The organism is Bradyrhizobium sp. Ken01, assembly GCF_055807355.1.
The window spans coordinates 25,980-50,595 of record NZ_JBVVPC010000023.1 but is presented as its reverse complement, the minus strand read 5'-3'; the positions used below and the strand labels follow the sequence as shown (position 1 = coordinate 50,595).

Genomic DNA, 24,616 nt, shown 5'->3' with positions numbered 1-24,616 from the left:
CATTTCGCCGTGACGCGAGGCCGCTTTTGAGCTAGGCAGGCACCATGAGCCGCCGCATCAAAAGAACCGATCCAAAGCCCCGTTCGCGCGATGAGCGCAAGGAGGCGCGCCCGTTCCAGGCGCGCAGCGCGAAGCCTGCTGGGCTGCGGCCGGGCGGCAAGCCGGGCGCGAAGGCGCCGCGCTTTGCCAGCGAGCGCGTCGAGCGGCGCGCGCCCAAAGCCGAACCGGAAAAGGCTGCACCGGCAAAGCCCGTCGAGGCATTGCTGCCGACCAAGGTGCAGACCGTCAAGGTGACGGCCGACGAGAACAACATGCGCGTCGATCGCTTCCTTGAAGCGCACTTTCCCGGCCTGTCGTTCTCCCACATTCAGCGCGTCGTTCGCAAAGGCGAACTGCGCGTCGACGGCAAGCGCGTCGACAGCAAGGACCGGCTGGAGGAGGGCCAGAGCGTCCGCATTCCGCCGCTGAAGCTCGACACGCCGAAGGCACCCAACCCGCAGTCGGAGGCGGCGCAAAAGACACTTGCGGCGCTGAAGGAGATGACGATTTACGAGGACGACGACGTTCTCGTGCTGAACAAGCCGGCCGGACTTGCCGTGCAGGGCGGCTCGGGCATGACGCGACACATCGACCAGATGCTCGAGGTGATGCGCGACTCCAAGGGCCAGAAGCCGCGCCTCGTGCACCGCATCGACAGGGAGACGTCGGGCTGTCTCCTGATCGCCAAGACCCGCTTTGCCGCCTCGCATCTGACCGGCGCCTTTCGTTCGCGGTCGGCGCGAAAAACCTATTGGGCGCTGGTGCCGGGGCTACCGAAACCGAAGCAGGGCCGCATCTCGACATTCCTTGCCAAGGAGGAGAGCGAAGACGACACCATCATGCGCATCGCCCAGCATGGCGACGAGGGCGCAAGCCACGCGGTCACGTACTATGCGGTGGTCGAGACCGCCGGCAACAAGCTGACCTGGGTGTCGCTGAAGCCGGTGACGGGGCGCACCCACCAGCTGCGCGCCCACATGGAACATATCGGCCACCCCATCGTCGGCGATCCCAAATATTTCAATATCGAGAACTGGCAACTGCCGGGCGGCCTGCAAAACCGGCTGCACCTGCTGGCGCGCCGCATCGTCATCCCGCATCCCCGCGGCGGCTTCATTGATGCCACCGCGCCGCTGCCGCAGCATATGCAGCAGTCATGGAACCTGCTCGGGCTCGATGCGAGCCGGTTTGATCCGATCGAGAACGCGCCGGAAGAGTAATCAAGTATGGCGCGCAAGTTGGCTGGCTACGTTCATTCGTACCGCCTTGCGAAACCGGTCAGACGCCACTGCTACGGTTGCGGCTCCGAAATTCGTACGAGGTAGCCCAAGAACAGGAAAAGCAGCCCGTCTCGCGCCAGATCGCCATGAGCAAAGCTTAGCATTGCCACGAAAAGGAAACCCATGAAGGCAAATCTGGCCTCGGCTCGTTCCAGGCGAGCGGTCATGGCAAGCGCTCCAAGCGCTATAAATCCAAGCAGCACGCCAGCCAGCCATCCGAACTCAATGACAACCTGGGCAAGGCTGAGGTGGGTTTCCATGCCTAGGCACGTCATCTGGGTGAAGCTCGAAAGGCCGTGACCAAAGATCCCCGCGCGAGGTATCGCGCTGGCTACGTCGCTGATGAGCTTCTTTCGTGTCAGGACAGAATTATATTGTTTTAGGTCGCCGCACGCCGCTGTGCCGGCCTCACCTCGAGGACCGGCCTCAGCCTGAGGACCGGCCTCACCCCGAGGACCGACCTGAACCTGAGGACCAACCTCACCCCGAGGACCGAGCTCGCCCGGAGCGCCCACCTCAGCAGGAGAGCCCACCTCAGCAGGAGGAGACGCCGATATGGCGACGGCGAGACGCTCGGCGGTAGCGACGCGAGTATAGTACCCGGCGGCCCAGGAGGTCGAAACCACCAAGATGGCGACGAGTGCCTTAGCTCGCGTGCGGCGAGAGATAGCAGCTTCGCAGGCTAACGTGCATAGCAGCGCCACAATGGAAAAACGCAGGAGTGACGCCGCCAAGATGGCAAATACCACGCCGGCAGATATGTAGCCGATAACCAACCATAAGCGATTGAGGTGTGAGGCGACGAGACCAGCCAGCAGAAGAGCAAAGCAAACGGAAATCTGGGCCGGAGCGGCATCAAAAGTGCCGAAGACCAATGGTTTCCCGTGGAGATCGCTCCATTGATCTCGGAGCGCCACTACGATGCACGCCAGGCCAAGGAACCCGACCAGACCGAGCACCGCGAAAAATGGCCGCCCGGTCGTGCCAGACAACCGAGCTGCGGGATAAGCCGCCAAGGCGAGGATAAGTAGGGCTTCCTCCTTCAGAGGCCCTGGGCCGTTGACGACGGTAGAAATGCCAAGCCAAAGCACGAACAGGAGGAAAACGGAATCCCAGATCGTATTCCGGAAGTGGCCCATGGCGACAAGACCGACCAGCGGGCAAATTAGCACCGCGGCGCTTGACCACGATCCGAGCCCGATCCCGTGCAAGAGGATCATGATGGCGCCGGAACACACCAAAATGCCCAACAGAACGGACCTGACGGGCTGCTTATTTCCCGACCATTCCTCTAGCGGCTGCAATAGCCATTTGCTCGATGTCTCCTGGTCCATCCTCTAGCAAATCATCCAAAGCTGACTCGTTCGTGCCCATGACATGGTGGGAGCAACCAAAACTAGCCCGGTCTGACGTCGACTGTGGCGGCCATCAGTGAAACTCACCGGCATTGATCGTCCACCAGTTCTTTTCCAACCTTTAGTGGCTCTCGCGCGCAACGTCTATTGCCTTGGCCAGATCGACGGCCTTGGTCCCGTGACTTTGGCCGTTCCCGCCGACGGAACGGGAGGCGCTTGGCCGGGATCTCGGCGGAAGAAGTCTCTTCTTGTGTGTTACCTGCCGGGACATGCTGACGCAACCTGCCGCACCTCAAAGACGCTCCATCGAAGCAACTGAGCAGCCGACGAAGCGGCAGATCGGATAGACCTACCTCAATTCCGAAACTGCTCGAGAAACATCCGCAAGCTGTCGTGCGGGCTCTCGACATCCGTGATCAGCCAGCCCTCCGGGCCGTTCACCAGGATGAAGTTCAGCCTGAGCGGCCGGCCGCGGTTGTCGAAATTCGCCGCGACATAGGTCTTGTCGTATTGCCTGCGAACGACCGCGATCGCGACCGGGCCGAGCTTCCAGCTCGGGCTCTGCACCAGGAAATCGTAGGGCTCGACTCGCGGCGCGGACCACACCTTGCGCAAGGAGGGGTCGAAGAATTGCCGGGCGGTGGCGGCATCCCGCGGCAGGCCTTTTGAGAGCTCCGGCGCGCCCTGGCCGTAATGAGCGTAGACATTGCGGACCACCGATTCCGGAGTCCGAAATCCGGCCTGCGCCGCGGCCGGCCAAAACCCGGCGAACAGAGCCACAATGCCCGCAAGTTCCCTCATACCTGCCGCTCGCTTTATCGGTCGCCGCTCTTACCTTACAAGCCTAGCATTGAGTGATCAGGGCCGAAAACCAGATGCGCGAATTGTTCGATGAAGTTGCGGGGCGATCCCCGCTCGATCCGCAAGAGGCGGTCCGCCAGGCCTTGCGCGTGCCGTTGCGCAAGCGTTTCTATAAGGAGGTTCGGGTAACCGAGGCCGAGGGCGGCTTCGCCATCACCCTCGATGGCAAGCCGGTCCGAACGCCCTCTGGCCGCCAGGTGGTGATCCCCTCGCGCGCGCTAGCCCACGCAGTGGCCGCGGAATGGGCGGATCAGAAAGAGACGATCAATCCGTTGACCATGCCGCTGACGCGGATCGCCAACAGCGTGGTCGAGGGCGTCGTCGACCGCGTCGATCTCGTCACGGACGACCTTGCAAAATATCTTCAGTCCGATCTGCTGTTCTATCGCGCCGGCCATCCCGAGGGACTTGTCGCCCGGGAGGCCGCGCATTGGGATCCCGTGCTGTTCTGGGCCGCGGAGACGCTGGGCGCGCATTTCATCCTGTCCGAAGGCGTCATGCATGTGACGCAGCCGGAGGAGGCGCTCCAGGCCGCGCGTGCGGCGCTGCCGGGAGATGCCTGGTCGATCGCCGCCCTCCACGTGATCACCACCCTGACCGGCTCGGCGCTGCTGGCGCTGGCACTGGCCCATGGCGTGCGCGACGCCAATCAGGTCTGGGCGGCGGCTTATGTCGACGAGGACTGGAATGCCGAGAAATGGGGCGTGGACGACGAAGCGGCCGGCCGCCGCGCCGCCCGCCTGCGGGATTTCGAGGCTGCCGTGGCGGTTTTGACCGCGGTGAGGCCGCCAGCGGTCGGAGGTCCTTAACGAGAGGTTTACGAGGCGGCCTTAGGGTAGGACCTGCGCTTCCCGGGCCCCTCGCGATGCCGACGCCGATAAGTTCGATCGTTCCCGTCAGTGCCGCCAGCCCTGTTGCTGACGCGGCGACGCCCGATCTTGTGCTGCAGGCCGGCAGCGTGGTCGACGCAAGAGTCGTCAGCGTGCTCGCCGATAATCTGGTGCGGATCGCGATCGCCAACCTCTCGATGGATGTGATGTCCGAGGTGGCGCTGACACCGGGACAAAATCTCCAGCTTGCGGTGTCGCAAAACGGCGGCACGATCCGGCTCGCCGTCATGGGCGGGGCAGGCGAGGCGACCGCCGATCAGGTCACGCTGACGCCGGCTGCGGCCTCCCTGGTGGACAGCCCGCCGATTGCGCCGTCAGCGGGCGCGGCCCGCAATACCCTGACCCCGTCCGAACAGGCTGCTGTCACGACGGCCTCGGCCGAGGCGGTCACAAAGCAGGGCAGCCAGGCGCCGCTGTTCGCCAATCTGGCCGCGGTCGTCACCGGCAGCGATCTTCCAGTGGGGCTGAAGCAGGCGATGCTGGGCGTGCTGGCGCAGCAGACGCCGCTCAACACCGGGCTCGACGGCGGCGACATCGAATCCGCGTTCCAGAAGTCCGGGCTGCTCCTCGAGGCCTCGCTCGCCGCAGGCGTGACTCCGTCCTCCGGAACGATGCCGGATTTGAAAGCCGCGCTGCTGGTGCTGCGCCAGACGCTGACGACGCTCGAGGCGACCGCGCCACAGGCGCAAGGTGCCGCCCTTCCAGCTGGTACCGTGGCGACACCGCAGCTTGCTGCCGCGCAGACGCAGGCCGCGCAGGCCGCATTGCCGACAACCGAACCCGAGATCGCCCAACCACCGCAAATGCCGCACAGTGTCAATCTCGCGGCCTCTGTGTTGGCGGACATCGCTGGCAGTGCTCCGCAGCCCGCGGTGCCGCGGGCCATGACCGAAGGCCTTGCCGCGAGCCTCCTGCAAGAACTCACGCAAAACCTGCCGCGCATGACGGGTAATTTGCCGGGCTCGAACAAAGCCGTGCCCGACGGACATTTTTTCGAAGCCGCCGCGCGCGCGACGCCACCACCGGTTCGCGGAGCGTTGCCGTCGCCGCAATACATCGCCTCGCCGTCACTCGTACCAGATACGCCGCTCGCTGCGACCGTGCGTCGCCTGCTCGACGACACCGATGCCGCGATCGCGCGCCAGACCTTGCTGCAGGTTGCTTCGCTCCCCGATCGCACCGACGCCAGCGGTCACAGGATTGATCCGACCGTGCCGCAGTGGAATTTCGAGATTCCGTTCGCTACGCCGCAGGGGACGGCAATGGCGCAGTTCGAGATCTCGCGCGACGGCGGCAATGAATCCGCCGACCCCGCCAGGCGCGCCTGGCGCGCGCGGTTCACACTCAACGTCGAGCCGGCCGGACCCGTGCACGCTTTGATCACGCTCAACGGTGACAAGACCTTCGTGCGGATGTGGGCGGAGCGGCCGACGACCGCACAGCAGCTTCGCGCCGGAATCGGTGAGCTCAACCAGGCCCTGACCAGAGCCGAGCTCAAGCCCGGCGACATCCTGGTCCGCGATGGCACCCCGCCACAGCCCACTCCGGCCCGCGCTGGCCACTTCCTGGATCGCGCCACATGAGCGACCCGTCGAAGCTTGCGATTGCGCTTCATTACGAGAAGGGCAGCAACGCGCCCGTCGTCGTCGCCAAGGGCAAGGGCACGATCGGCGAAAAAATCGTCGAGATCGCGAAGGCCAACGACATCCCGATCGAGGAGAACGAGATCCTGGCCGGCGCGCTCTCCAAGGTCGAACTCGGCGAGGAGATCCCGCCCGACCTCTACAAGGCCGTCGCCGAAGTGCTGGTGTTCGTGCTGCGGCTGTCGGGGAGGCGGTAGCTGTCATCGTTTCACCACGAAAGCGGTTGCATGGTCGGGCCTTCTTCATCGCGTAAACGGACACGCCAGTGCTCACCCGCCGTTCCACCCTCGGCCTTCTCGCTGCAGCTGCCGCTTTGCCATCGCGCGGATTCGCCCATGTCGCGCCGCCGCGGAACGAGATTCGTGACAGCCTCGCAAAGCGCTTCACCGACCTCGGCACGGCCGGGACGTTCGTCGGCTACAAGGTCGAGGATTATCTGATCGTTGCGAGCGACAAGGAACGTTCGGGCGAGGCGAAGCTGCCGGCTTCGACCTTCAAGATACCGAACTCGCTAATCGCGCTCGAAACTGGCGTCGTCGCCGATCCCGACAAGGACGTATTTCCCTGGGATGGCGTGAAGCGTCCGATCGAGGCCTGGAACAAGGATCACACGCTGCGCAGCGCGATTCTCGTGAGCGCGGTGCCGGTCTATCAGGAGATCGCGCGCCGCATCGGGCAAGAGCGTATGCAGAAATACGTCGATCTGTTCGACTATGGCAACCGCGACATCGGCGACGGCATCGACCAGTTCTGGCTCACCGGCGCCTTGCGCATCGATCCGGTCGAGCAGGTCGATTTCGTCGACCGGCTGCGCCGCCGCGCGCTGCCGATCTCCAAACGCAGCCAGGATCTCGTCGCTGACATCCTGCCGGTGACCAAGGTCGGCGATAGCGTCATTCGCGCCAAGTCCGGGCTGCTTGGCGCCGAGCGCGGCGAGCCGTCGCTTGGCTGGATGGTGGGCTGGGCCGAGAAGGGCGAAGCGCACACCGTGTTCGCGCTCAATATGGACTGCAAGGAGCCGCGTCTGGTCGGCGAGCGCATGCCGCTGACGCAAGCCTGCCTTGCCGAGATCGGCGCCGTCTAGCGCACACGCGCTGGCGCCGCTCGACTAGCATCCTCCGGGTCAAAGAAAAACCGGGAGGACAACATGAACTCAACGCCGCTCTGGCTGTCGTCGCTCACGCTTGCCGCCACGGGCGGCTGGCTCGCCGCCACGATGTTTGCCGGCCCCGCCAGCAGCAGGGAGCCGCGCTTTCCGCAACTCACGATGGACCAGCTCGACGCGAAGCAGAAGCCGCTCGGCGAGCAGATCATGAAGGTCTCGAGCGTCGGCATCGGCGGTCCCTACAATCCGATGATCCGCAGCCCGGTGCTCGGCCAGCGCCTGTTCGACCTGTTCCACTATCTGCGCTGGGAAACCTCGGTCCCGACAAAACTCAACGAGTTCGCGATCCTGATCATCGGGCGGCAATGGCGCTCGCAGGTGGAGTGGTACGCCCATGCGCCGCTCGCCGCGAAGGCGGGCCTGTCGCCCGACATCATCGCGGAGCTGAAGGCCAATAAGCGGCCTGCGAAGATGGCCGAGGACGAGGCCGTCGTCTACGACTTCGTCACCGAGCTCACCACGACCAGGAAGGTTTCTGACGAGACCTACGCGCGGGCGAAGAAGGCGTTTAACGATCAGCAGATCGTCGATCTCACCGCGGTCGCCGGCAATTACGTGATGGTCGCGATGCTGCTGGCAATGGCGGAGGAGACCGTGCCGCCGGACAAGCAGGAGCCGTTCAAGGCGGGCGAGCCGTAGGGAAGGTTCGTTGTGGCTATCCTTCGAGACGCCTGCTTCGCGGGCTCCTCAGGGATGAGGTCTTGTTGTGCGGCAAGAAGTCAGACCCTCATGGTGAGGAGCCCGCAAAGCGGGCGTCTCGAACCATGCAGGCCGAGCTGCTTCTCAGCTCAGCTTGAACAGCGCCTGCAAAAATCCCTCCACGGCCTTGCGCGACTCGGCGGCTGTCGCTGGATTGCCGCCGACATGCGGATTGAGCTCGACGCAGGAATCCTGGTAGGTGAACGGCGCTTTCGTATCGGCATTCATCAGCACGCCACCATCGCCTTCCTTGATCTGGCAATTGCGCACGGTCTGCGCACCCGTGGACACGGCAACCGTCTTGACGCCGAGCAGCCCACTGTCGAAGCCGTGCGCACTGTCGGGATATTCGGTCAGCACCACGTCGCGGCCGCCCGTCTTGAGCCGCTCGACGAAGGCCTTGCAGCTCTTGACGGGATTGTAGTCGTCGGGGGTGCCGTGGAAGATGCGGATCGGGCGCGCGGCGACGTCCGTGTCGTTCTGATAGGTCGTCGAGCAATCCGGATAGAACGGAATGTAGGCGGCGAACTGGATGCCGGACTTGTTCCAGAGCTTGTGGAAGCGGTTGAGGCTCGCATAGAGCGTCGCTTGTCCGCCGCGTGAAAAGCCCATCAGCACGATGCGATCTGGATCGACGCGGGGATGTTTTGCGAGGATCTCCAGCGAGCGATAGATGTCGATGACGAGGTTGAGCCGGCCGAGCAGGGCCTGGTTCGGCCCCACCACCGTCAGCCCGCGGCCGGTAAAGCCGTCGATCACGAAGGTCGAGATGCCCATGGCGTTGAACGCGTGCACCCAGGCTTCGGTGGTGGCGCCGACGCCGCTCGAGCCGTGCATCAGCACCACGACGGGGAGTTTTCCGCTGCCTTGCGCCACGCGGAGTTCGCCGGCGACCGTCACCGGCCTTCCGGCCGCGGCGTCGCCGCTGAGGAATTGCTGGTCGGAGAGGGTGAGCGAGGGGATCGGGTAGATCTCGGCGCGGGTGGCGACTTCCCTGGGAAGCGATTGCGCGTTGGCGCCCATGCCGGCGAATAGCGTTGAAATGCAGAGCGCCATGGCGGCGCGGAATGCCGTCGGCATCGGATCCTCCCCCGTGATTTTCAGTGAGTAGAACAACAGGCCTGCGCGCTGTCAAATTGACGCAAGCCGGCGGTTCGCCTCAGGCGGGATCGGCCTTCTTCACCGTCAGCGCCTGGTCGATGGCAAAACCGCCAATCTCGCTCATCGCCTGCGAGATGACGTCGCCCTTGCGCGCAAAGCCGGCGGAGAGGAAATCGAACTGGGTGCGCGCCAGCCGCAGCACCTCGATCGGCACGGAGATTGCGGTCTCGTTGAAGCTGTCGACCGAGGCGTGCAGCGTTTCCAGCTCGCTTGTGAGCTGGCCGATATGGCTCTCGGCGTGCTGCATCAAGCCGAGCAGCTTGCCGCGCTCGGCATCGAATGCCGCGCGCTCGGCCGCCGCGGCGGCGGTGACTTCGGCAAGCTGGCTGCGCAGCCCGTCGATTTGCTTGACCATGGCGTCGGACGTCATCTCACCGGCCTCGCGAAGCTCGCTGTTGCGCGTGTTCTCCTCGTGCTCCCGGTGATAGAGGCGTTCCGCCGACATCGCCCGCTGCGTCAGCGACTCGATCAGCACGGCCGCGCGCAGCAGCATCTCGCCGTTCCGCCCCGACACCATGCTGGCCATGCGCCGCAGGAAGTCGGTGGTTTCGGACGACGAGTTCGGCGGCAGGGGAACGACCGTCGCGGACATGGGGTGATGCTTGCAGCCGGAAATGATGACCGCCGCCGTACCGACTGAGCCCACGCAACATTCGGCGCCTGATCGCAAGCCTGGAGCAAGCCTGAATCGCCGCGCCCGGTCAACCGGCCGGGCCGCCAAATTTACGGGCAGCGCGCGGCGGTCAGGTATCCTTCTGCCGGCCGATCCGGCCGAGATGGGTGAAGCCGAACCCGGCCGAATATTTCAAGCCATAGCCCAGCGCCCGGTCGATGCCGATATGGGCGAGCCAGATCAAGGCGATGGACAGGGTGAGCGGCGAGGCGAGGCCGAAGCCGAGCGTCAGCAGCGCGACCGGCGCCATGTAGCTGTGGGCGGCGTTGTAGACCATCGCGCCGAGTTTGGCGTCCGACAGGTATGCCAGGAAGCTGAGATCGGGGACGAAGAACAGCAGGGCGAACACCAGCCATGAGCCGTCCCAGGCCCAGTAGAGCATCACCATCCCCACAAACAGGGTCAGGCCCTCCAGCCGCAGCAGGATGTTGACGCCGCCCGTCGCAGCGCCAATCTCCGCCGTTCCTTCGGTCATGCTCGTCTCCCAGGCAAAACTTTGAAATTCCTTGCGCTTTCCCGCTGCGGCAAGGCAGCCCTGCGGGACCGAAAGCCGCTTCCCGGCCCGCAAAATGCCGTGTTAGAACCCCGGCAATCGCATTTAGGCTAAGAACTGGCGGGAGCAAATGAAGAATATCCTGGACGCCCTTGAAGACCGTCGCGCCGGCGCAAAGCTCGGCGGCGGGGAGAAGCGCATCGAGGCGCAGCACGCCCGCGGCAAGCTGACCGCGCGTGAGCGTATCGAGCTCTTGCTCGACAAGGGATCGTTCGAGGAATTCGACATGTTCGTCGAGCACCGCTCCACCGAGTTCGGCATGGAGAAGAACAAGGTGCCCGGCGACGGCGTCGTCACCGGCTGGGGCACCGTCAACGGCCGCAAGACGTTTGTCTTTGCCAAGGACTTCACCGTGTTCGGCGGCTCGCTCTCGGAAACGCACGCGCTGAAGATCACAAAGCTTCAGGACATGGCGATGAAGGCGAGGGCGCCCATCATCGGCCTCTATGACGCCGGCGGCGCCCGCATCCAGGAGGGCGTCGCTGCCTTGGCCGGCTATTCCTACGTGTTCCGCCGCAACGTGCTCGCCTCCGGCGTGATCCCGCAGATCTCCGTCATCATGGGCCCCTGCGCCGGCGGCGACGTCTATTCGCCCGCGATGACCGACTTCATCTTCATGGTGAAGAACACCAGCTACATGTTCGTCACCGGTCCCGACGTGGTGAAGACCGTCACCAACGAGGTCGTCACGGCCGAAGAGCTCGGCGGCGCCTCCGTGCATGCCACGCGCTCCTCGATCGCCGACGGCGCCTTCGAGAACGACGTCGAGACGCTTCTGCAGATGCGGCGTCTGATCGACTTCCTGCCGTCCAACAACACCGACGGCGTGCCGGAATGGCCGAGCTTCGACGACATCGGCCGCGTCGACATGTCGCTCGACACGCTGATCCCCGACAATCCGAACAAGCCCTACGACATGAAGGAGCTGATCCTCAAGGTCGTGGACGAGGGCGACTTCTTCGAGATCGCGGATGCCTTTGCCAAGAACATCGTCACCGGCTTCGGCCGCATCGCGGGCCGCACGGTGGGCTTCGTCGCCAACCAGCCGATGGTGCTGGCCGGCGTGCTCGACTCCGACGCTTCACGCAAGGCCGCGCGCTTCGTTCGCTTCTGCGATGCCTTCAACATCCCGATCGTCACGTTCGTCGACGTCCCGGGCTTCCTGCCGGGCACCGCGCAGGAATATGGCGGCCTGATCAAGCATGGCGCCAAGCTCTTGTTCGCGTACTCGCAGTGCACGGTGCCGCTGGTCACCATCATCACCCGCAAGGCTTATGGCGGCGCCTTCGACGTAATGGCCTCCAAGGAGATCGGCGCCGACATGAACTACGCCTGGCCGACCGCCCAGATCGCGGTGATGGGCGCCAAGGGCGCGGTCGAAATCATCTTCCGCGCCGACATCGGCGACCCCGACAAGATCGCCGCCCGCACCAAGGAATACGAAGACCGCTTCCTCTCCCCCTTCATCGCCGCCGAGCGCGGCTACATCGACGACGTCATCATGCCGCACTCGACGCGGAAGCGGATCGCGCGGGCGCTGTCGATGCTGAAGGACAAGAAGGTGGAAACGCCGGCGAAGAAGCACGACAATTTGCCGTTGTGAGGGCACTTGTAGCCCGGATGAGGGTAGCTACATCCGGGTTTCTATCCAAGTCACGCATGTCGCTTCGCTCATGTGGGCTACCGATTCTGTTTCTGAGTTGGCATCCTCGATCCAAATCCAATGACCGAAGACGATCCGACCGACGAGATTTCAGACATCGAAGCGCGTATCGAGGCCTTGGCCGAGGTCGCCGAGCGCTGCCGTAAGTACATCCTGGCATCCAAGCTCGCGATCGGTGGCGGGGCTGCGCTGTTGCTGATCACGATCCTCGGCTTGTTCGGGATGGGGCAAACGGCCGCGCTCGGATCGATCGCCCTTGTGCTCGGCGGAATTGTCTCGCTTGGTTCGAACGTCAGCACGCTGCGGCAGACAGAGAGCGCGATCGGTGACGCGGAGGCGCTTCGGTCTCAACTGATCAGCCGCATCGACCTTCGCGTGGTCGCCGACACGCCGATGAAGCTCGCGTAATCGAGCAGCCTTACGCCGCAGCCTTGCGCGAAAGCACCTGCAGCTCCTCGCGGCATTCAGCTGCGAACGCCTGAAGCTGCTCGGCGGTTTGCCGGTCGAGGATCGCCTTTGCCAGCCGTTCGGCGCGGGCAAGCTGGTCTCTGAGATATGCGATGCGGGCCATGTGTCACCTTCCGCAGGGGTTGATTTGATGGCTGTGAGCCTAGGGCCGTCGCCGAATTAATTATGTGAGGCACGTCACACCTCACGCCGCGTCAGCGCGTCGCGTCCGCCGCAGCGAAATGCGCCATCTGGTCGGCGTGGGCCTTGGCGAAGGCGGGGCGGGCGGTGGCGCGCGCGACGTAGGCGCGGCAGGCCGGATGCTCCGTGAGCCCGTCAAAATGATCGACGAGGCGCAGCACGTCGGCCATCAGGATGTCGGCGACGGAGAAGGAGACCGTGAGCCATTCACGGCCGGCCAGCACCGGCTCCATGTGCTTGAGGCGGAGCTTGAGGAAGTCGTCGAAAAACTTCACGGCCGGTGAGCCGTCGTTATTCCCGGTGAACCTGAAAAGCGCCCAGGGCAGGCTCGCCATCTCCACGGAATTGAGCGCGGCGAATATCCATTCCTTCGCCTCAACGCGGCCGCGTGGATCCGTCGGCATCAGCTTCGCGCTGAGCTCGCTAAGATGCAGCAGGATCGCGCCGCTCTCGAAGATCGAGAGATCGCCGTCGGTCAGCCACGGCACCTGGCCGAACGGCTGGTGCGCGAGATGCGCGGCGCCGCGGTCGTCGAACGGCGCGCTGGCGACGCGGTAGGGCAAGGCGGCTTCTTCCAGCGCCCAGCGCACGCGAAGATCGCGGACGAAGCCGCGGGGCAGTTGGGGAACCCAGTTGAAGGTGGTGAGGGTGAGGTCGGCCATGGGACGTCTCCGTGCTGTCTTACGCATAGGACGGATGAGGGGCGCGCGGTCCGACACCGCTGCCAATCCTTTTTTGTCGTCGCCGACGTCATCGGCTAGTCTCATCCCAAACAACAGGAGGAAATCCGATGCCGTCAGCCTTCTTCGTCGTCCGCGCCATCATCACCGATGTCGGCAGGCGCGCCGCCTTCGACAGGTGGTACGAGACGGAACATCTGCCCGACGCGATGAAGGCGTTCGGTGCGAGTAAGGCCTGGCGGTTCTGGAGCCTCGACGATCCGTCACTGCATCAGGCGGTGTATCAGTTCGAGAGCGAGGCTGCGCTGCGCGCCATGCTGAAGGGCGATGCGCTGACGCAGCTGGTGGCGGATTTCAAGCGCGACTGGCCCGACGTGACGCGCACGCGCGAGTTGCTGGTGCTGGCGCAGGAGTTCGGGAAATAGAGCATCGGGCTACGGTGCTGCGAATTCTCCTGTCACCTGCGCAACGAAGCTGAACGCGCGATTCAGCTTCGGTTCATGTCGTCACCACGACACTCGCCTCTGCATCACTGGCACGACCATCCAAGAGGAAAGAAGTCATGGAGCGCCGGAAGTTTTTGAAATTTGCAATCGGTGTCGCGGCCGGAGCTGCCGCGTTCACGACCGCCGCGCAGGCTGCGCCGCTGGCGCCGCAGTCGCTCGGTGATCCCAGCACGCCGCAAGGCAATCCCGACGCTCATCCCGCAGTCACCAGCAGCGAAGAGGTCGCGCAGTTGAAGCCCGAGCAGGTGCACTGGCACGGCCACCACCGTCATTGGGGTTGGCGCCGCCGTCACTGGGGCTGGCATCGCCGGCGATGGCACCGCCGTCATTGGTAAGCTTCGCGCACCAGGCTTGAACGGGGACCGCGATCGCGGTCCCCGTTTTGATTCGAGACATCCCGGTGCGGCGTCAGGCGCTCAAAAAGAAAATGGCCGCGCAGGCTTTCGCCGCGCGGCCATTTAGCTATGCAAAAAACGAGATCAGAACGGGCGGCAGCGGCCGGCGTACCAGCGGAAGCCGTAGGGGCACACACGCGCCCGTGGCACGACCACCACAGGGGCCGGCGCAACCACGATCGGACCCGGGCGGACAACGACCGGACCGCGCATCGGGCGGCAGCCGCCATAGGCGCCGCGATACCAGCCGGGGCCGCAACCGCCGGCGGCGCTGGCCGCCTCGCTGAAACCAACGACCGCGCTGGCGAGCATCACGGCGGCGAACAGGTATTTCATTTGATCTTCCTTCTCGTCTTTGGGGGCAAGCTTTGGGGGGCAGGTTTTGGGGGCAGGATTGGGGCAGCTTCTAGGAGGGCTTGGCGCTTTCGGCGCACCATGAATCAAAAGACACGATTCGACACGTTAAAATCGCAACATGCCGACACGACGCCAGCCAAATCTGCCAATCATGACCTGAATGCGGCATGAACATTCCCCGCACGCGGCTCCGGACGACAGCAATGTCGCTAGCGGCCGAGAAAGCCCAGCACCAGCTCCTTGTACTTCTCTGGTGATTCCAGGAAGACGAGATGGCCAGTGTCCGGGATCACCTCGGCGCGCGCATTCGGCATCTTCGCCGCGAGTGCCTTCGCGAGCTCGGCGTTCTGCCCCATTTTCGCGCGCAGCGCCTCGGGCGCGTTCGGTCGGCCCGGTGCGTTGTGGTCGTCGGCGCCCATGATGAACAGCGTCGGCTCGGTGATCAGCGCGATCTCGTGCGCCACCGGCTCGCGATAGATCATCTGGCCGGAACTGACGAAGGCGCGCAGCCAGCGCGGATAATCCGGGCTGCCCTTGATGTTGAAGCGGGCGTCGATGAACTGCGTGATCGCCTCCGCCGGTAGCTTGATTGCATAATTGGTCTGGAGCTGCTTGCGATAGCCATCGGCGGTGAGCTTGTCCTCGGTCTCGATGATCTTCTCGGTCGGCGTCGGCGGCACATAGAGGCGGTAGTCTTCCAGCCCGATCGGGGCCGTCAGAACAAGATGAGCGACGCGGTCGGGATAGGCGCGCGCGATGCGGACGCCCAGCATGCCGCCGAGCGAATGGGCGACGATCTCGGCCTTGTCGATCTTGAGGTGATCGAGCAGTGCGATGGTGTTGCGCGCCAGATTGTCGAAATGCAATTCGCCGATCGGCTTGGAGGATTTGCCGAAGCCGATCTGGTCCGGCACCACGACGCGGAAGCCGGCCTCGCTCAGCATCTTGATAACAGGCGCCCAGTAGCTCGACGGGAAATTGCGCCCGTGCAGCAGCACCACGGTGCGGCCGTTCGGCTGCGCAGCCGGCACGTCCATATAGGCCATGCTGAGCTGCTCGCCGTCATTGGTCAGGGGCAGCAGGTGGACGGGATAGGGATAGGCAAAGCCTTCGAGCGCGATGCCGTAAGGCTCGCGCGGGGCGGCGTCGGCGGCGCGGGATATAAGAGGAGCGGCGAGAAGAGCCGCGCAAAGCACGGTCGGGAGGAGGCGGATCATTGAAGGCTCTGAGTCATGTTGGCGCTAGGAGACACATTCTCCGTCATGCCCGAGCTTGACCCAGGCATCCACGTCGTGCCGCGCAAACTGCACTAAAGATTGGGATGGCCGGGTCAAGCCCGGCCATGACGACGAGACACGCTTACACGCGCTTGTGTTCAGTCCTTCGCAGTCCCGAACAACGCGGCAAACTGCTTCTCGCCGGTGCGGGTGAAATTCACCACGCGGCTGCCGGGCGTGGCGTCGCGGGCGGCCCATTTCAGCTCGGCGAAACGCTGCATCATCGCGGCGCCGAGCGTGCCGGCGAGATGGTGGCGCCGCTCGCTCCAGTCGAGGCAGGCCTTGCACACGGGGCGGCGGGGATGGCTGAGCATGTCGGGCGAGATCTGCAGATGCTTGGCCAGGAAGCGCTCGCCCTCCGCCGTCAGCTCGATCTCCTGCTTCTTCTGCCTGACCAGGTTTTGCGCGCGCAGGGTGTCGAGCATCTGCACCCCGAGATCACCGGCGAGATGGTCGTAGCAGATCCGCGCACGCCGCAGCGCCGGATCCTTCGGCCCGGTGCGCACGCGCATGTGGCCGGTCCGCGCGGCAAGGCCCGCAAGGCCCTCCAGCACGCCGGCGACGTCGTCGTCGGTGAGGCGGTAGTAGCGGTGGCGGCCCTGCTTCTCCGGCTCGATCAGGCCACCGGCCTCGAGCTTGGAAAGATGCGAGCTCGCAGTCTGCGGTGTGATGCCGGCCTCCTGCGCCAGCTCGCTTGCGGTGAGCGCGCGGCCGTTCATCAGCGCCGTGAGCATGTTGGCGCGTGCGGGATCGCCGACGAGCGAGGCGATCATGGCGATGTCGGGACCTGATTTCATGCTTCGATCGTAGCCGAAGCATTGCGGGGAGGCAAGCGCGTAGCCTGTGTCCCGCAAACACGTCATTGCGAGCGAAGCGAAGCAATCCAGTGCTTCAGCGGCGACGATGTCGCTCGCGTGTCTCGCACGATAAATCAGGAGCCCATCATGTCCATCACCGTCTTCATCCGCTACCAGCTCGATCCGTTCAAGCGCGCGCAGTTCGAGGAGTACTCGAAGCGCTGGCTCACCATCATCCCGAAATGCGGCGGCGATCTGATCGGCTATTTCATGCCGCACGAGGGCACCAACAATATCGCGTTTGCACTGATCACCTTCGAGAGTCTGGCTGCGTATGAGGCCTATCGCGCCCGGCTGCGTCAGGATACGGAAGGCATGGCGAACTTCCACTTCGCCGAGGAGCACAAATTCATCCTCGCGGAAGAGCGCACGTTTCTGCGCCAAGTGGTTTTGTAAGTGGTATCGTAGGCCATCAACGACAGGAGAGATGCCCATGATCGCCGTGATCTTCGAGGTTTGGCCGAAGCCGGAACACCGCCAGGATTATTTCGAGCTTGCGGCCGACCTGAAGCCGATCCTGCAGACCATCGACGGCTTCATCTCGGTCGAGCGTTTCGAGAGCCTGACCGATAAGGGCAAGATCTTGTCGCTGTCGTTCTGGCGGGACGAGGCGGCCGTGCAAGCCTGGCGCAACACGATGGAGCACCGCCGCACCCAGGCCAAGGGCCGCGCAAAAATCTTCACTGACTATCATTTGCGGATCGCTAGCGTCATCCGCGACTACAGCATGAATGATCGCGAGCAGGCGCCAAAGGACAGCCGCGCGGTGCACGACGCGCACTAGCGCGCGCGGCGGCACGTCCCCATCTCTGCGCGGCCAACAAGGGAGAGAAACATGCATGTGACAACTGCTGACAAGCGCGCGACCTTCAGGAAGCTGCACGAGAGCGGCTGCTTCATCCTGCCCAATCCGGTCGACGTCGGCAGCGCGAAAGCGTTGCAGCATCTCGGTTTCAAGGCACTCGCGTCGTCGAGTGCGGGCTTTGCCTGGACCATCGGCAAAGCCGACAACCATGTCAGCGTCGAGGAGGTCTGTCAGCATCTGGCGGCATTGAGCACGTCCGTCGATATCCCGGTGAACGCGGATTTCGAGGGCGGCTTTGCGGTCGAGCCGGACAAGGTCGCGGACAATGTCGAGCGCTGTGTGCGCACCGGCGTTGCCGGCCTGTCGATCGAGGATTCCACCGGCGACAAGGACAAGCCGATCTACGATCGCGCGCTCGCAGTCGAGCGCATCAAGGCGTCGCGCAAGGCGATCGGCGACAGCGGCGCGCTGCTGGTCGGCCGCTGCGAAGCCTACCTGTGGGGCGTGACCGACCTCAAGCTCGTCATCGACCGGCTCACTGCTTACGCCGATGCCGGCGCCGATTGCCTTTACGCGCCGGGCCTGAAGAGCCGCGAGGACATCGCCGCGGTGGTGAAGGCTGTCGCTCCCAAACCGTTCAACCTGCTGATCGGCGGCTCCGGGCTGTCATTGCAGGAAGCTGCCGATCTCGGCGTGCGCCGGATCAGCGTCGGCGGTTCACTCGCTCGCGCCGCCTGGGGCGGCTTCATGCGGGCCGCGAAGGAAATGGCGGACAAGGGGACGTTCACCGAACTCGGTACCGGCTACCCCGGGGGCGAACTCAACAAGATCTTCAGCTAAAGACAAACGAAAGCGGCGGGATCTGAAATCCCGCCGCTGTCGCATATTGTTGCAAATCGTTACTTCGCGCCGTCAGCCGGTGCGGGCGTATCCGGGGCCGGCTTGCTCGGCGCGGCGCCCGTGGTCACGCCCGGGCCGGTGTTGGTGCGCGGCGTCACGTCACGCATGCCGGGAGGTGCGGCCGGATTGGTGGCCGGCGCCTGCTGGGCGGTCTGCGTTGCCGGCGTGGTGCTCGCCTGGTTGCTCGTGCCGGTGTTGTTCAGGCCATAGAATACGGCACCCAGCACCAAGGCGATTGCCACTGCGAACAGGGCTACTTTGCCGCTGGAGGCGGGGCCTTCGCCAAGCTCGGGGTCGACCTGAAGCTGGGCATCCCGTCGCGCCGCACTACGATACTCATCATCGGCGAGATTCGGGCGGTACGGATCGTTGGTAAAACGGTCGTCAGCCATCGATTGGTTCTCCTCGATTATTGCGGCTGGACAACCCTTAGATGCGAGCTTCTGTTCCGCCCTCCTTAGTGCTTTCGTCGTATGTTGCGCCCGCGGCGGGAATCGGGAACCTGTTCGCTGGGTGCCTGAAGCGTAAGTTCCGCTGGCGGGAAGGAACCAAACGATGTGGAGCTTGCCGCCGAGCGATAGCGTGCTGCATCTGTTGTCGCTGGTCGCGGTGGCGGCGCAAGGCATGACTGCCGCGCTCGCTGCCGGCCGCCGCAGCATGGATTGGCTCGGCGTCTGCTTCCTTGGCTGCATCACCGCGCTCGGCGGCGGCACCTTGCGTGATGTCTTTCTCGGCCATTATCCCCTGGCTTGGGTGCAAAACCCCATCTACCTCGCAATGGCCGGGGGCGCCGCCTTCCTCACCATCCTGATGGCGCGGCTGGTCCACCGGCTCAAACTGGCCTTCATCGTGCTCGATGCCATCGGCCTCGTCGTCTTCACCATGACCGGCTGCGACATCGCCTGGCAGATGGACGCCACGCTGCCGATCGTCATCGTCTCCGGCATGGTGACCGGTTGCGCCGGCGGCGTGTTGCGGGACGTGCTCTGCAACGACGTGCCGCTGCTGTTTCGCTCCGAGCTCTATGCCAGCGTCTCGGTGGTGACGGGGCTGTTCTATGCCACCGCCTTCGGCCTCAAGCTGAACGCCGAGCTCTGGACCATTTTGACGTTCGCCCTCGGCATCAGCTTCCGTCTCCTCGCGGTGCGCTACAAATGGGAGATGCCGAAATTTGTCTTCACGGAAGAGGAGGAGCGCGGGCCTTGAGCTACGGCTCCTGCTTCCGCGCCCTCGCCACCTGCGCCGGCGTCACCAGCGGTGCGGCGTTGCCCCAGGAATTGCGGATGTAGTTCGTCACCGCCGCGACCTCTTCGTCGGAGAGCTGGTTGGAATAGGCCGGCATCTCGCCGGTGTTGGGCGCGCGCGGCGTCGTGACGGTGTGAGCGCCGTCGAGGATGATGCGCAAGGTCGAGGACGGATTGACCGATTGCAGCAGCGCGTTGGCGGGTAGCGGCGGATAGATGCGCGGTGCGCCGGATCCGTCGGCCTCATGGCAGGCGATGCAGAGCTTGGCGTAGACGGCTTGGCCGGCCTTCATCTCGGGATCGTCAGGCGGCGTCACGATCGTCTCACGCCGCGCCGGCGGCAGGTCCTTCAGGTAAACCGCGATCGCGCGCACGTCGGCATCGCTCATCTTCGAAGTCGAGTTTACGACCACCTCTGCCATCAGCCCGCTGGCGTGGCTCCTGGCGTTGCGCCCACTCTGGAGATATTCCGTGACGTCCTCGACGCTCCACGATTTCAGCCCGGTGCGGGCGGCGCCATCGAGCCGTGGCGCGTACCAGCCGCCGACCTCGTTGCCCGCGAGTGCCTGCGCCTGCTTGTCCGCGCCAAAATAGTTCTTCGGCGTATGGCAGGCGCCGCAATGGCCGAGCCCGGTGACGAGATAGCCGCCTCGATTCCAGGCCGCGCTCTGGCTTTGGTCCGGCTCGAACAAGCCCGGCTTGAAATACATCATGTTCCAGATCCGCATCAGGCCGCGATAGCCAAACGGCCAGCGCAGCTCCGGCGGCTTGTTGCGGCTCGTGACGGCCGCGAGCGTTCCGAGATACGCCCGGATCGCCAGCGTGTCGTCCTTCGTCATCCGCGTGAAATAGGGGTAGGGGAACGCCGGGTAATAGTTGGAGCCGTCGGGCGCGACGCCGGTGCGCACGGCGCGGGTGAAGTCGGCATCGGTCCAGGCGCCGATGCCGGTGTCGCGGTCCGGCGTCAGGTTCGGCGCGTAGATCGCGCCGAAGGGCGTGTCGATGCGCTTTCCGCCCGCGAACGGTTTGGCGGGATCGGCGGTGTGGCAGCCGGCACAGTCGCCGGCCTCCACCAGCGTCTTGCCATACGCGATCAGCTCCGGTGACGGCTCAGCCGCCATGGACGCGCTCGCAACCGCACTGCACAACGCCAGACCCACCAGACCCAGGCCAGCCAGAATCGTCCGCATCGAAAGCCTCTCCTGCGACCCATCGACGCCGTCCCGGATGACCGGGCGTCAATTCGTTGCGCGACGGCGGGGGTATGGTGACACAAAATGAAAATCGCGGATGCCAATGCAGCCACGAAATTGCGATTTTTACCCGGCGCTGCCTTTGGTCCAGAATTGTGATGCGGAGCGTGAAATATCCGACATAGAGTGGCGGAAATGGTCGGCGCGCCCTAGCTAAAAACAACGGGCAGGCAACGGCTTAAGCAGCCAAGCGCTCAAAAGGGCGGAAGAGGACATAATGGGCATCAACCAGGGTCCGATCAGTCTCGATCAGAAGTACACCCAGGACACCGGACATATTTTCACGACCGGCATTCAGGCCCTGGTCCGCCTGCCGATGGCCCAGATCCGGCGCGACCGTGCCGCAGGGCTGAACACCGCGGGCTTCATCTCCGGCTATCGCGGCTCGCCGCTCGGCGGCTACGATCAGCAGCTCTTCGCCGCGCGAAAACATCTCGAGCAGTACAACATCAAGTTCCAGCCCGGCGTGAACGAGGATCTGGCCGCGACCGCGGTCTGGGGCTCGCAGCAGCTCAACCTCTCGCCCGGCGCCAAGTATGACGGCGTGGTCGGCATCTGGTACGGCAAGGGCCCCGGCGTCGATCGCTGCGGCGACGTCTTTCGTCACGGCAATGCCGCGGGCTCCGCCAAGAACGGCGGCGTCTTATGTCTCGCCGGCGACGACCACGGTGCAAAATCCTCCACCGTCCCGCATCAGTCCGACCACGCCTTCATGTCGGCACTGATGCCCTATCTCTACCCCTCGAGCGTCCACGAGATGATCGAGATGGGTCTTCTCGGTATCGCGATGTCGCGCTACTCGGGCTGCTGGGTCGGCATGAAGGTGATCACCGAGACCGTGGAGACCACCGCCGAGATCGATCTCACCGACGAGATGACGCCGTTCGTGATCCCGACCGATTTCGAGATGCCCGAAGGCGGCCTCAATCTGCGCTGGCCCGACGACCGCTTCGCCCAGGACCGCCGCCTGCAGGACTACAAGGGCTTTGCCGCGATCGCCTTTGCGCGCGCCAACAAGGTCAATCGGATCACCATGGACTCGCCGAATGCCCGCTATGGCATCATGGCGTCCGGCAAGAGCTACGAGGATATCCGTCAGGCGCTGCGCGAGCTCGGTATCACGCCCGAGGTCGCCGCCAAGATCGGACTTCGATTGTACAAGATCGGCATGCCCTGGCCTCTGGAGCCGGAAGGCGTCAGGCAATTCGCCGTGGGCCTGGAGGAAATCTTCATCATCGAAGAGCGCCGCGAGATCGTCGAAAATCAAGTGAAGCAGGAGCTGTTCAACTGGCGCGACGACGTCCGTCCCCGCATCATCGGCAAGATGGACGATCACGACAAGCGCTTCCTCCCCTTTGCCGAAGAACTTAGCGTCGCCTCACTGGCGAGTTCGCTGACCGAGCGCCTGCTTCGACTTGATCTCAATCCCGAAATTGCAACGATGCTGCGCTCGAAGGCCGATTGGTTCAACGGCCGCCAGGCCTCGCAAATGCAGGCGACCGCGCCTGTCGCCCGCACCCCGTATTTCTGCTCCGGCTGCCCGCACAACACATCGACCAAGGTGCCCGAAGGCAGTCGCGCCTTTGCCGGCATCGGTTGCCACTTCATGGCGCTGTGGATGGATCGCTCCACCGAGACCTTCACGCACATGGGCGGAGAGGGTGTGCCGTGGGTCGGCGTTGCCCCCTTCACCAAAGAAGAGCACGTGTTCGCCAATCTCGGCGACGGCACGTATTTCCACTCCGGCAGCCTCGCGATCCGCCAGGCGATCGCCTCCGGCGCCAACATCACCTACAAGATCCTCTATAACGACGCGACCGCGATGACCGGCGGCCAGCATGTCGACGGCGAATTGTCGCCGCAGCAGATCACCTTCCAGCTTCACAGCGAAGGCATCCGCGAGATCTATCTGGTCTCGGAAAATCCTGACGCCTATCCGGCGAACGAGATCGCGCCCGGCGTCAAGACCGCGCATCGTGACGAGCTCGACGCGGTTCAGAAAATGCTGCGCAAGGTCAAGGGCGCGTCCGCGATCGTGTTCGTGCAGACTTGCGCCGCCGAGAAGCGTCGCCGCCGCAAGCGCGGCACGATGGAGGATCCGGCGCGCCGTGTGCTCATCAATCCCGCGGTGTGTGAAGGCTGCGGCGATTGCTCGGTGCAATCGAACTGCATTTCGGTCGAGCCGCTGGAGACCGAGTTCGGCCGCAAGCGCGCCATCAACCAGTCGACCTGCAACAAGGATTATTCCTGCGTCAAAGGCTTTTGCCCGTCCTTCGTCACCGTCGACGGCGGCAAGATGCGCAAGCGTGCGCCGGCGGGCGTCGGCGATATCGGCGCGCTGCCCGAGCCGGCATCACGCCCCAACCTGGACAAGCCCTACAACATCGCGGTCGGCGGCGTCGGCGGGACCGGCGTGCTGACCATCGGCGCGTTGCTCGGCATGGCCGCGCATATCGAGGGCAAGGCCTCGATGATCCTCGACATGTCGGGCCTGGCGCAAAAGGGTGGGGCGGTGCTGAGCCATGTCCGCCTGTCCGACCATCCGGCCGAGGTGACCTGCTCGCGCATCGTCACCGGCACGGCCGATGTCGTGCTCGCAGCCGACGAGGTGGTCGCGGTTGCCAAGGACACCATCTCGCTCTGCGACAGCAGCCGCACCCGCGGCATCATCAACAGCCACGTCATTCCCACCGCCGACTTCGTCCTCAACCGCGACTTCAACTTCCAGACCCGCAAGCTGAACGGGTTGCTGGAGACCGCGCTGCACAAGGAGTCGGTATTCTTCGACTTCACCAAGCCGGCCGAGCAGCTCCTCGGCGACAGCATCGCCACCAACATGATGATGATGGGCTACGCCTATCAGAAGGGCCTCTTGCCGTTGTCGGCGGAGGCGATCGAGCAGGCGATCGAGGTCAACGGCGTCTCGATCAAGATGAACAAGGAAGCCTTCCGCCTCGGCCGGCTCGCGGTCGCCGATCCGGCACGTCTTGCCGACATGCTGAAGGGCACTGACGAGGTCGTTGCGCCGAAGACGCTTGAGGCAATGACGCTCGACGAGCTCCTCGAGCACCGCGCCAAGCATCTCACCGCCTATCAGAACGGCCGGCTGGCAAAGCGCTACCGCAGGCTGGTGGACCAGGTCAGCGATGCCGTCAGGCAGGGCGGCTATGATGAGGCGCTGACGCGCGCCGTTGCGGTCAATTACGCCAAACTGCTGGCCTACAAGGACGAATACGAAGTCGCGCGGCTTTACACCGACGGCGCGTTCGAAAAGCAGCTTCGCGACCAGTTCGAAGGCGACTTCAAGTTCAACTTCAACCTGGCGCCGCCGATCCTCAGCCGTGGCGTCGATGCGCTCGGCCGCCCGAAGAAGCGCGCTTTCGGCCCATGGATGCTTCCGGTGTTCCGCGTGCTCGCAAAATTCAAGTTCCTGCGCGGCACGCCGCTCGACATCTTCGGTCGTAGCGCCGACCGCAAGCTCGAGCGCGATCTGATCGCCGGCTACGAGAAGGACGTCGCCACCGTGCTCGGCCTGCTGTCGCCGCTCACGATCGACACCGCGGTGGAGCTGCTCTCGTTGCCCGACCGTATCCGCGGCTACGGTCCGGTCAAGGAGAAGGCCGTCGCAGACGCCAAGGCCCGCTACGCCCAGCTCGCCGCCGATTTGGCGAACCCGCCGCCGGCGCCAAGGCAGATCGCGGCGGAGTAGAAT

Annotated in this window: 27 protein-coding genes; 15 read left to right on the top strand and 12 right to left on the bottom strand. The window is 64.4% G+C overall.

Going from position 1 to position 24,616, the window contains the following annotated elements; translation table 11 throughout:
- The first annotated feature begins 44 nt into the window (after positions 1 to 44).
- Complete coding sequence (locus AC0L3S_RS21705) at positions 45 to 1,259, top strand: RluA family pseudouridine synthase (RefSeq protein WP_473263968.1); 1,215 nt, start codon at positions 45 to 47, stop codon at positions 1,257 to 1,259.
- Positions 1,260 to 1,330: 71 nt separating this feature from the next.
- Here the strand turns inward: AC0L3S_RS21705 and AC0L3S_RS21700 are convergent, their stop codons facing one another.
- Both AC0L3S_RS21700 and AC0L3S_RS21695 read right to left on the bottom strand, forming a co-directional pair.
- Complete coding sequence (locus tag AC0L3S_RS21700) at positions 1,331 to 2,653, bottom strand: collagen-like triple helix repeat-containing protein (protein WP_473281166.1); 1,323 nt, start codon at positions 2,651 to 2,653, stop codon at positions 1,331 to 1,333.
- 375 nt (positions 2,654 to 3,028) lie between these two features.
- A complete protein-coding gene (locus AC0L3S_RS21695) occupies positions 3,029 to 3,475 on the bottom strand; it encodes a hypothetical protein (protein WP_473263964.1) in 447 nt (148 codons plus the stop codon).
- 74 nt (positions 3,476 to 3,549) lie between these two features.
- Between AC0L3S_RS21695 and AC0L3S_RS21690 the strand changes: the two genes are divergently transcribed.
- The 5 genes from AC0L3S_RS21690 (at position 3,550) to AC0L3S_RS21670 (ending at position 7,872) form a co-directional block, all read left to right on the top strand.
- Positions 3,550 to 4,344: an ATP12 family chaperone protein gene (locus AC0L3S_RS21690; protein WP_473263962.1), complete on the top strand. Its 795-nt coding sequence runs from the start codon at positions 3,550 to 3,552 to the stop codon at positions 4,342 to 4,344.
- Between the two features lie 56 nt (positions 4,345 to 4,400).
- Positions 4,401 to 6,008: a flagellar hook-length control protein FliK gene (gene fliK / locus AC0L3S_RS21685; RefSeq protein ID WP_473263960.1), complete on the top strand. Its 1,608-nt coding sequence runs from the start codon at positions 4,401 to 4,403 to the stop codon at positions 6,006 to 6,008.
- A complete protein-coding gene (locus AC0L3S_RS21680; protein ID WP_007603059.1) occupies positions 6,005 to 6,265 on the top strand; it encodes an EscU/YscU/HrcU family type III secretion system export apparatus switch protein in 261 nt (86 codons plus the stop codon). The genes fliK and AC0L3S_RS21680 overlap by 4 nt, the downstream gene beginning before the upstream one ends.
- A 68-nt stretch (positions 6,266 to 6,333) precedes the next feature.
- Complete coding sequence (locus AC0L3S_RS21675; protein ID WP_473263958.1) at positions 6,334 to 7,152, top strand: penicillin-binding transpeptidase domain-containing protein; 819 nt, start codon at positions 6,334 to 6,336, stop codon at positions 7,150 to 7,152.
- A gap of 63 nt (positions 7,153 to 7,215) precedes the next feature.
- The gene (locus tag AC0L3S_RS21670) at positions 7,216 to 7,872 is read left to right on the top strand and encodes a carboxymuconolactone decarboxylase family protein (RefSeq protein ID WP_473263956.1); all 657 of its coding nucleotides are present in this window, start codon (positions 7,216 to 7,218) and stop codon (positions 7,870 to 7,872) included.
- 144 nt (positions 7,873 to 8,016) lie between these two features.
- On the opposite strand, the gene AC0L3S_RS21665 is transcribed toward AC0L3S_RS21670, so the two are convergent.
- The 3 genes from AC0L3S_RS21665 to AC0L3S_RS21655 form a co-directional block, all read right to left on the bottom strand.
- On the bottom strand, positions 8,017 to 9,012 hold the full coding sequence (locus AC0L3S_RS21665) for a dienelactone hydrolase family protein (RefSeq protein ID WP_473263955.1): 996 nt from the start codon (positions 9,010 to 9,012) through the stop codon (positions 8,017 to 8,019).
- A gap of 79 nt (positions 9,013 to 9,091) precedes the next feature.
- On the bottom strand, positions 9,092 to 9,685 hold the full coding sequence (locus AC0L3S_RS21660) for a hypothetical protein (RefSeq protein ID WP_473263954.1): 594 nt from the start codon (positions 9,683 to 9,685) through the stop codon (positions 9,092 to 9,094).
- Positions 9,686 to 9,836: 151 nt separating this feature from the next.
- Positions 9,837 to 10,241, bottom strand: coding sequence for a DUF4260 domain-containing protein (locus AC0L3S_RS21655; protein ID WP_473263953.1), 405 nt, complete (start codon positions 10,239 to 10,241; stop codon positions 9,837 to 9,839).
- A gap of 148 nt (positions 10,242 to 10,389) precedes the next feature.
- On the opposite strand from AC0L3S_RS21655, the gene AC0L3S_RS21650 reads away from it, so the two are divergent.
- On the top strand, positions 10,390 to 11,922 hold the full coding sequence (locus AC0L3S_RS21650; RefSeq protein WP_007603066.1) for an acyl-CoA carboxylase subunit beta: 1,533 nt from the start codon (positions 10,390 to 10,392) through the stop codon (positions 11,920 to 11,922).
- A 120-nt stretch (positions 11,923 to 12,042) separates the two neighbouring features.
- Positions 12,043 to 12,390, top strand: coding sequence for a hypothetical protein (locus AC0L3S_RS21645; RefSeq protein ID WP_473263951.1), 348 nt, complete (start codon positions 12,043 to 12,045; stop codon positions 12,388 to 12,390).
- A gap of 10 nt (positions 12,391 to 12,400) precedes the next feature.
- Here AC0L3S_RS21645 and AC0L3S_RS21640 read toward each other — a convergent pair whose 3' ends face one another.
- Both AC0L3S_RS21640 and AC0L3S_RS21635 read right to left on the bottom strand, forming a co-directional pair.
- The gene (locus tag AC0L3S_RS21640; RefSeq protein WP_473263950.1) at positions 12,401 to 12,553 is read right to left on the bottom strand and encodes a hypothetical protein; all 153 of its coding nucleotides are present in this window, start codon (positions 12,551 to 12,553) and stop codon (positions 12,401 to 12,403) included.
- 91 nt (positions 12,554 to 12,644) lie between these two features.
- Positions 12,645 to 13,292, bottom strand: a complete 648-nt coding sequence (locus AC0L3S_RS21635) for a glutathione S-transferase family protein (protein ID WP_473263948.1) — start codon at positions 13,290 to 13,292, stop codon at positions 12,645 to 12,647.
- A 128-nt stretch (positions 13,293 to 13,420) separates the two neighbouring features.
- Here AC0L3S_RS21635 and AC0L3S_RS21630 point away from each other — a divergent pair, with 128 nt between their 5' ends.
- Together AC0L3S_RS21630 and AC0L3S_RS21625 are read left to right on the top strand one after the other, a co-directional pair.
- Positions 13,421 to 13,735, top strand: coding sequence for a hypothetical protein (locus AC0L3S_RS21630; protein ID WP_473263947.1), 315 nt, complete (start codon positions 13,421 to 13,423; stop codon positions 13,733 to 13,735).
- 137 nt (positions 13,736 to 13,872) lie between these two features.
- The gene (locus AC0L3S_RS21625; RefSeq protein ID WP_473281164.1) at positions 13,873 to 14,151 is read left to right on the top strand and encodes a twin-arginine translocation signal domain-containing protein; all 279 of its coding nucleotides are present in this window, start codon (positions 13,873 to 13,875) and stop codon (positions 14,149 to 14,151) included.
- A gap of 144 nt (positions 14,152 to 14,295) precedes the next feature.
- Here the strand turns inward: AC0L3S_RS21625 and AC0L3S_RS21620 are convergent, their stop codons facing one another.
- The 3 genes from AC0L3S_RS21620 to AC0L3S_RS21610 form a co-directional block, all read right to left on the bottom strand.
- The gene (locus AC0L3S_RS21620; protein WP_007603074.1) at positions 14,296 to 14,547 is read right to left on the bottom strand and encodes a GCG_CRPN prefix-to-repeats domain-containing protein; all 252 of its coding nucleotides are present in this window, start codon (positions 14,545 to 14,547) and stop codon (positions 14,296 to 14,298) included.
- A 230-nt stretch (positions 14,548 to 14,777) separates the two neighbouring features.
- Complete coding sequence (locus AC0L3S_RS21615) at positions 14,778 to 15,785, bottom strand: alpha/beta fold hydrolase (protein WP_473263944.1); 1,008 nt, start codon at positions 15,783 to 15,785, stop codon at positions 14,778 to 14,780.
- A gap of 158 nt (positions 15,786 to 15,943) precedes the next feature.
- Positions 15,944 to 16,642, bottom strand: a complete 699-nt coding sequence (locus AC0L3S_RS21610; RefSeq protein ID WP_473281162.1) for an ArsR/SmtB family transcription factor — start codon at positions 16,640 to 16,642, stop codon at positions 15,944 to 15,946.
- A gap of 147 nt (positions 16,643 to 16,789) precedes the next feature.
- On the opposite strand from AC0L3S_RS21610, the gene AC0L3S_RS21605 reads away from it, so the two are divergent.
- The 3 genes from AC0L3S_RS21605 to AC0L3S_RS21595 are packed head-to-tail and all read left to right on the top strand — an operon-like array spanning position 16,790 to position 18,347.
- Entirely contained in the window at positions 16,790 to 17,098 is a 309-nt protein-coding gene (locus AC0L3S_RS21605) for an NIPSNAP family protein (RefSeq protein ID WP_063995954.1), read from the top strand.
- A gap of 37 nt (positions 17,099 to 17,135) precedes the next feature.
- On the top strand, positions 17,136 to 17,486 hold the full coding sequence (locus tag AC0L3S_RS21600) for an antibiotic biosynthesis monooxygenase family protein (RefSeq protein ID WP_473281160.1): 351 nt from the start codon (positions 17,136 to 17,138) through the stop codon (positions 17,484 to 17,486).
- 51 nt (positions 17,487 to 17,537) lie between these two features.
- Positions 17,538 to 18,347: an isocitrate lyase/PEP mutase family protein gene (locus tag AC0L3S_RS21595; protein ID WP_473263938.1), complete on the top strand. Its 810-nt coding sequence runs from the start codon at positions 17,538 to 17,540 to the stop codon at positions 18,345 to 18,347.
- A 59-nt stretch (positions 18,348 to 18,406) separates the two neighbouring features.
- On the opposite strand, the gene AC0L3S_RS21590 is transcribed toward AC0L3S_RS21595, so the two are convergent.
- The gene (locus AC0L3S_RS21590) at positions 18,407 to 18,799 is read right to left on the bottom strand and encodes a hypothetical protein (protein ID WP_473281158.1); all 393 of its coding nucleotides are present in this window, start codon (positions 18,797 to 18,799) and stop codon (positions 18,407 to 18,409) included.
- A 163-nt stretch (positions 18,800 to 18,962) separates the two neighbouring features.
- On the opposite strand from AC0L3S_RS21590, the gene AC0L3S_RS21585 reads away from it, so the two are divergent.
- Positions 18,963 to 19,613 carry a trimeric intracellular cation channel family protein gene (locus AC0L3S_RS21585; protein WP_473263935.1) on the top strand — a complete coding sequence of 217 codons (651 nt, stop codon included), beginning with the start codon at positions 18,963 to 18,965 and terminating at the stop codon, positions 19,611 to 19,613.
- 1 nt (position 19,614) lies between these two features.
- Here AC0L3S_RS21585 and AC0L3S_RS21580 read toward each other — a convergent pair whose 3' ends face one another.
- A complete protein-coding gene (locus tag AC0L3S_RS21580) occupies positions 19,615 to 20,841 on the bottom strand; it encodes a cytochrome c (RefSeq protein WP_473281156.1) in 1,227 nt (408 codons plus the stop codon).
- A gap of 280 nt (positions 20,842 to 21,121) precedes the next feature.
- Here AC0L3S_RS21580 and AC0L3S_RS21575 point away from each other — a divergent pair, with 280 nt between their 5' ends.
- On the top strand, positions 21,122 to 24,613 hold the full coding sequence (locus AC0L3S_RS21575; protein WP_473281154.1) for an indolepyruvate ferredoxin oxidoreductase family protein: 3,492 nt from the start codon (positions 21,122 to 21,124) through the stop codon (positions 24,611 to 24,613).
- Positions 24,614 to 24,616 lie beyond the last annotated feature (3 nt).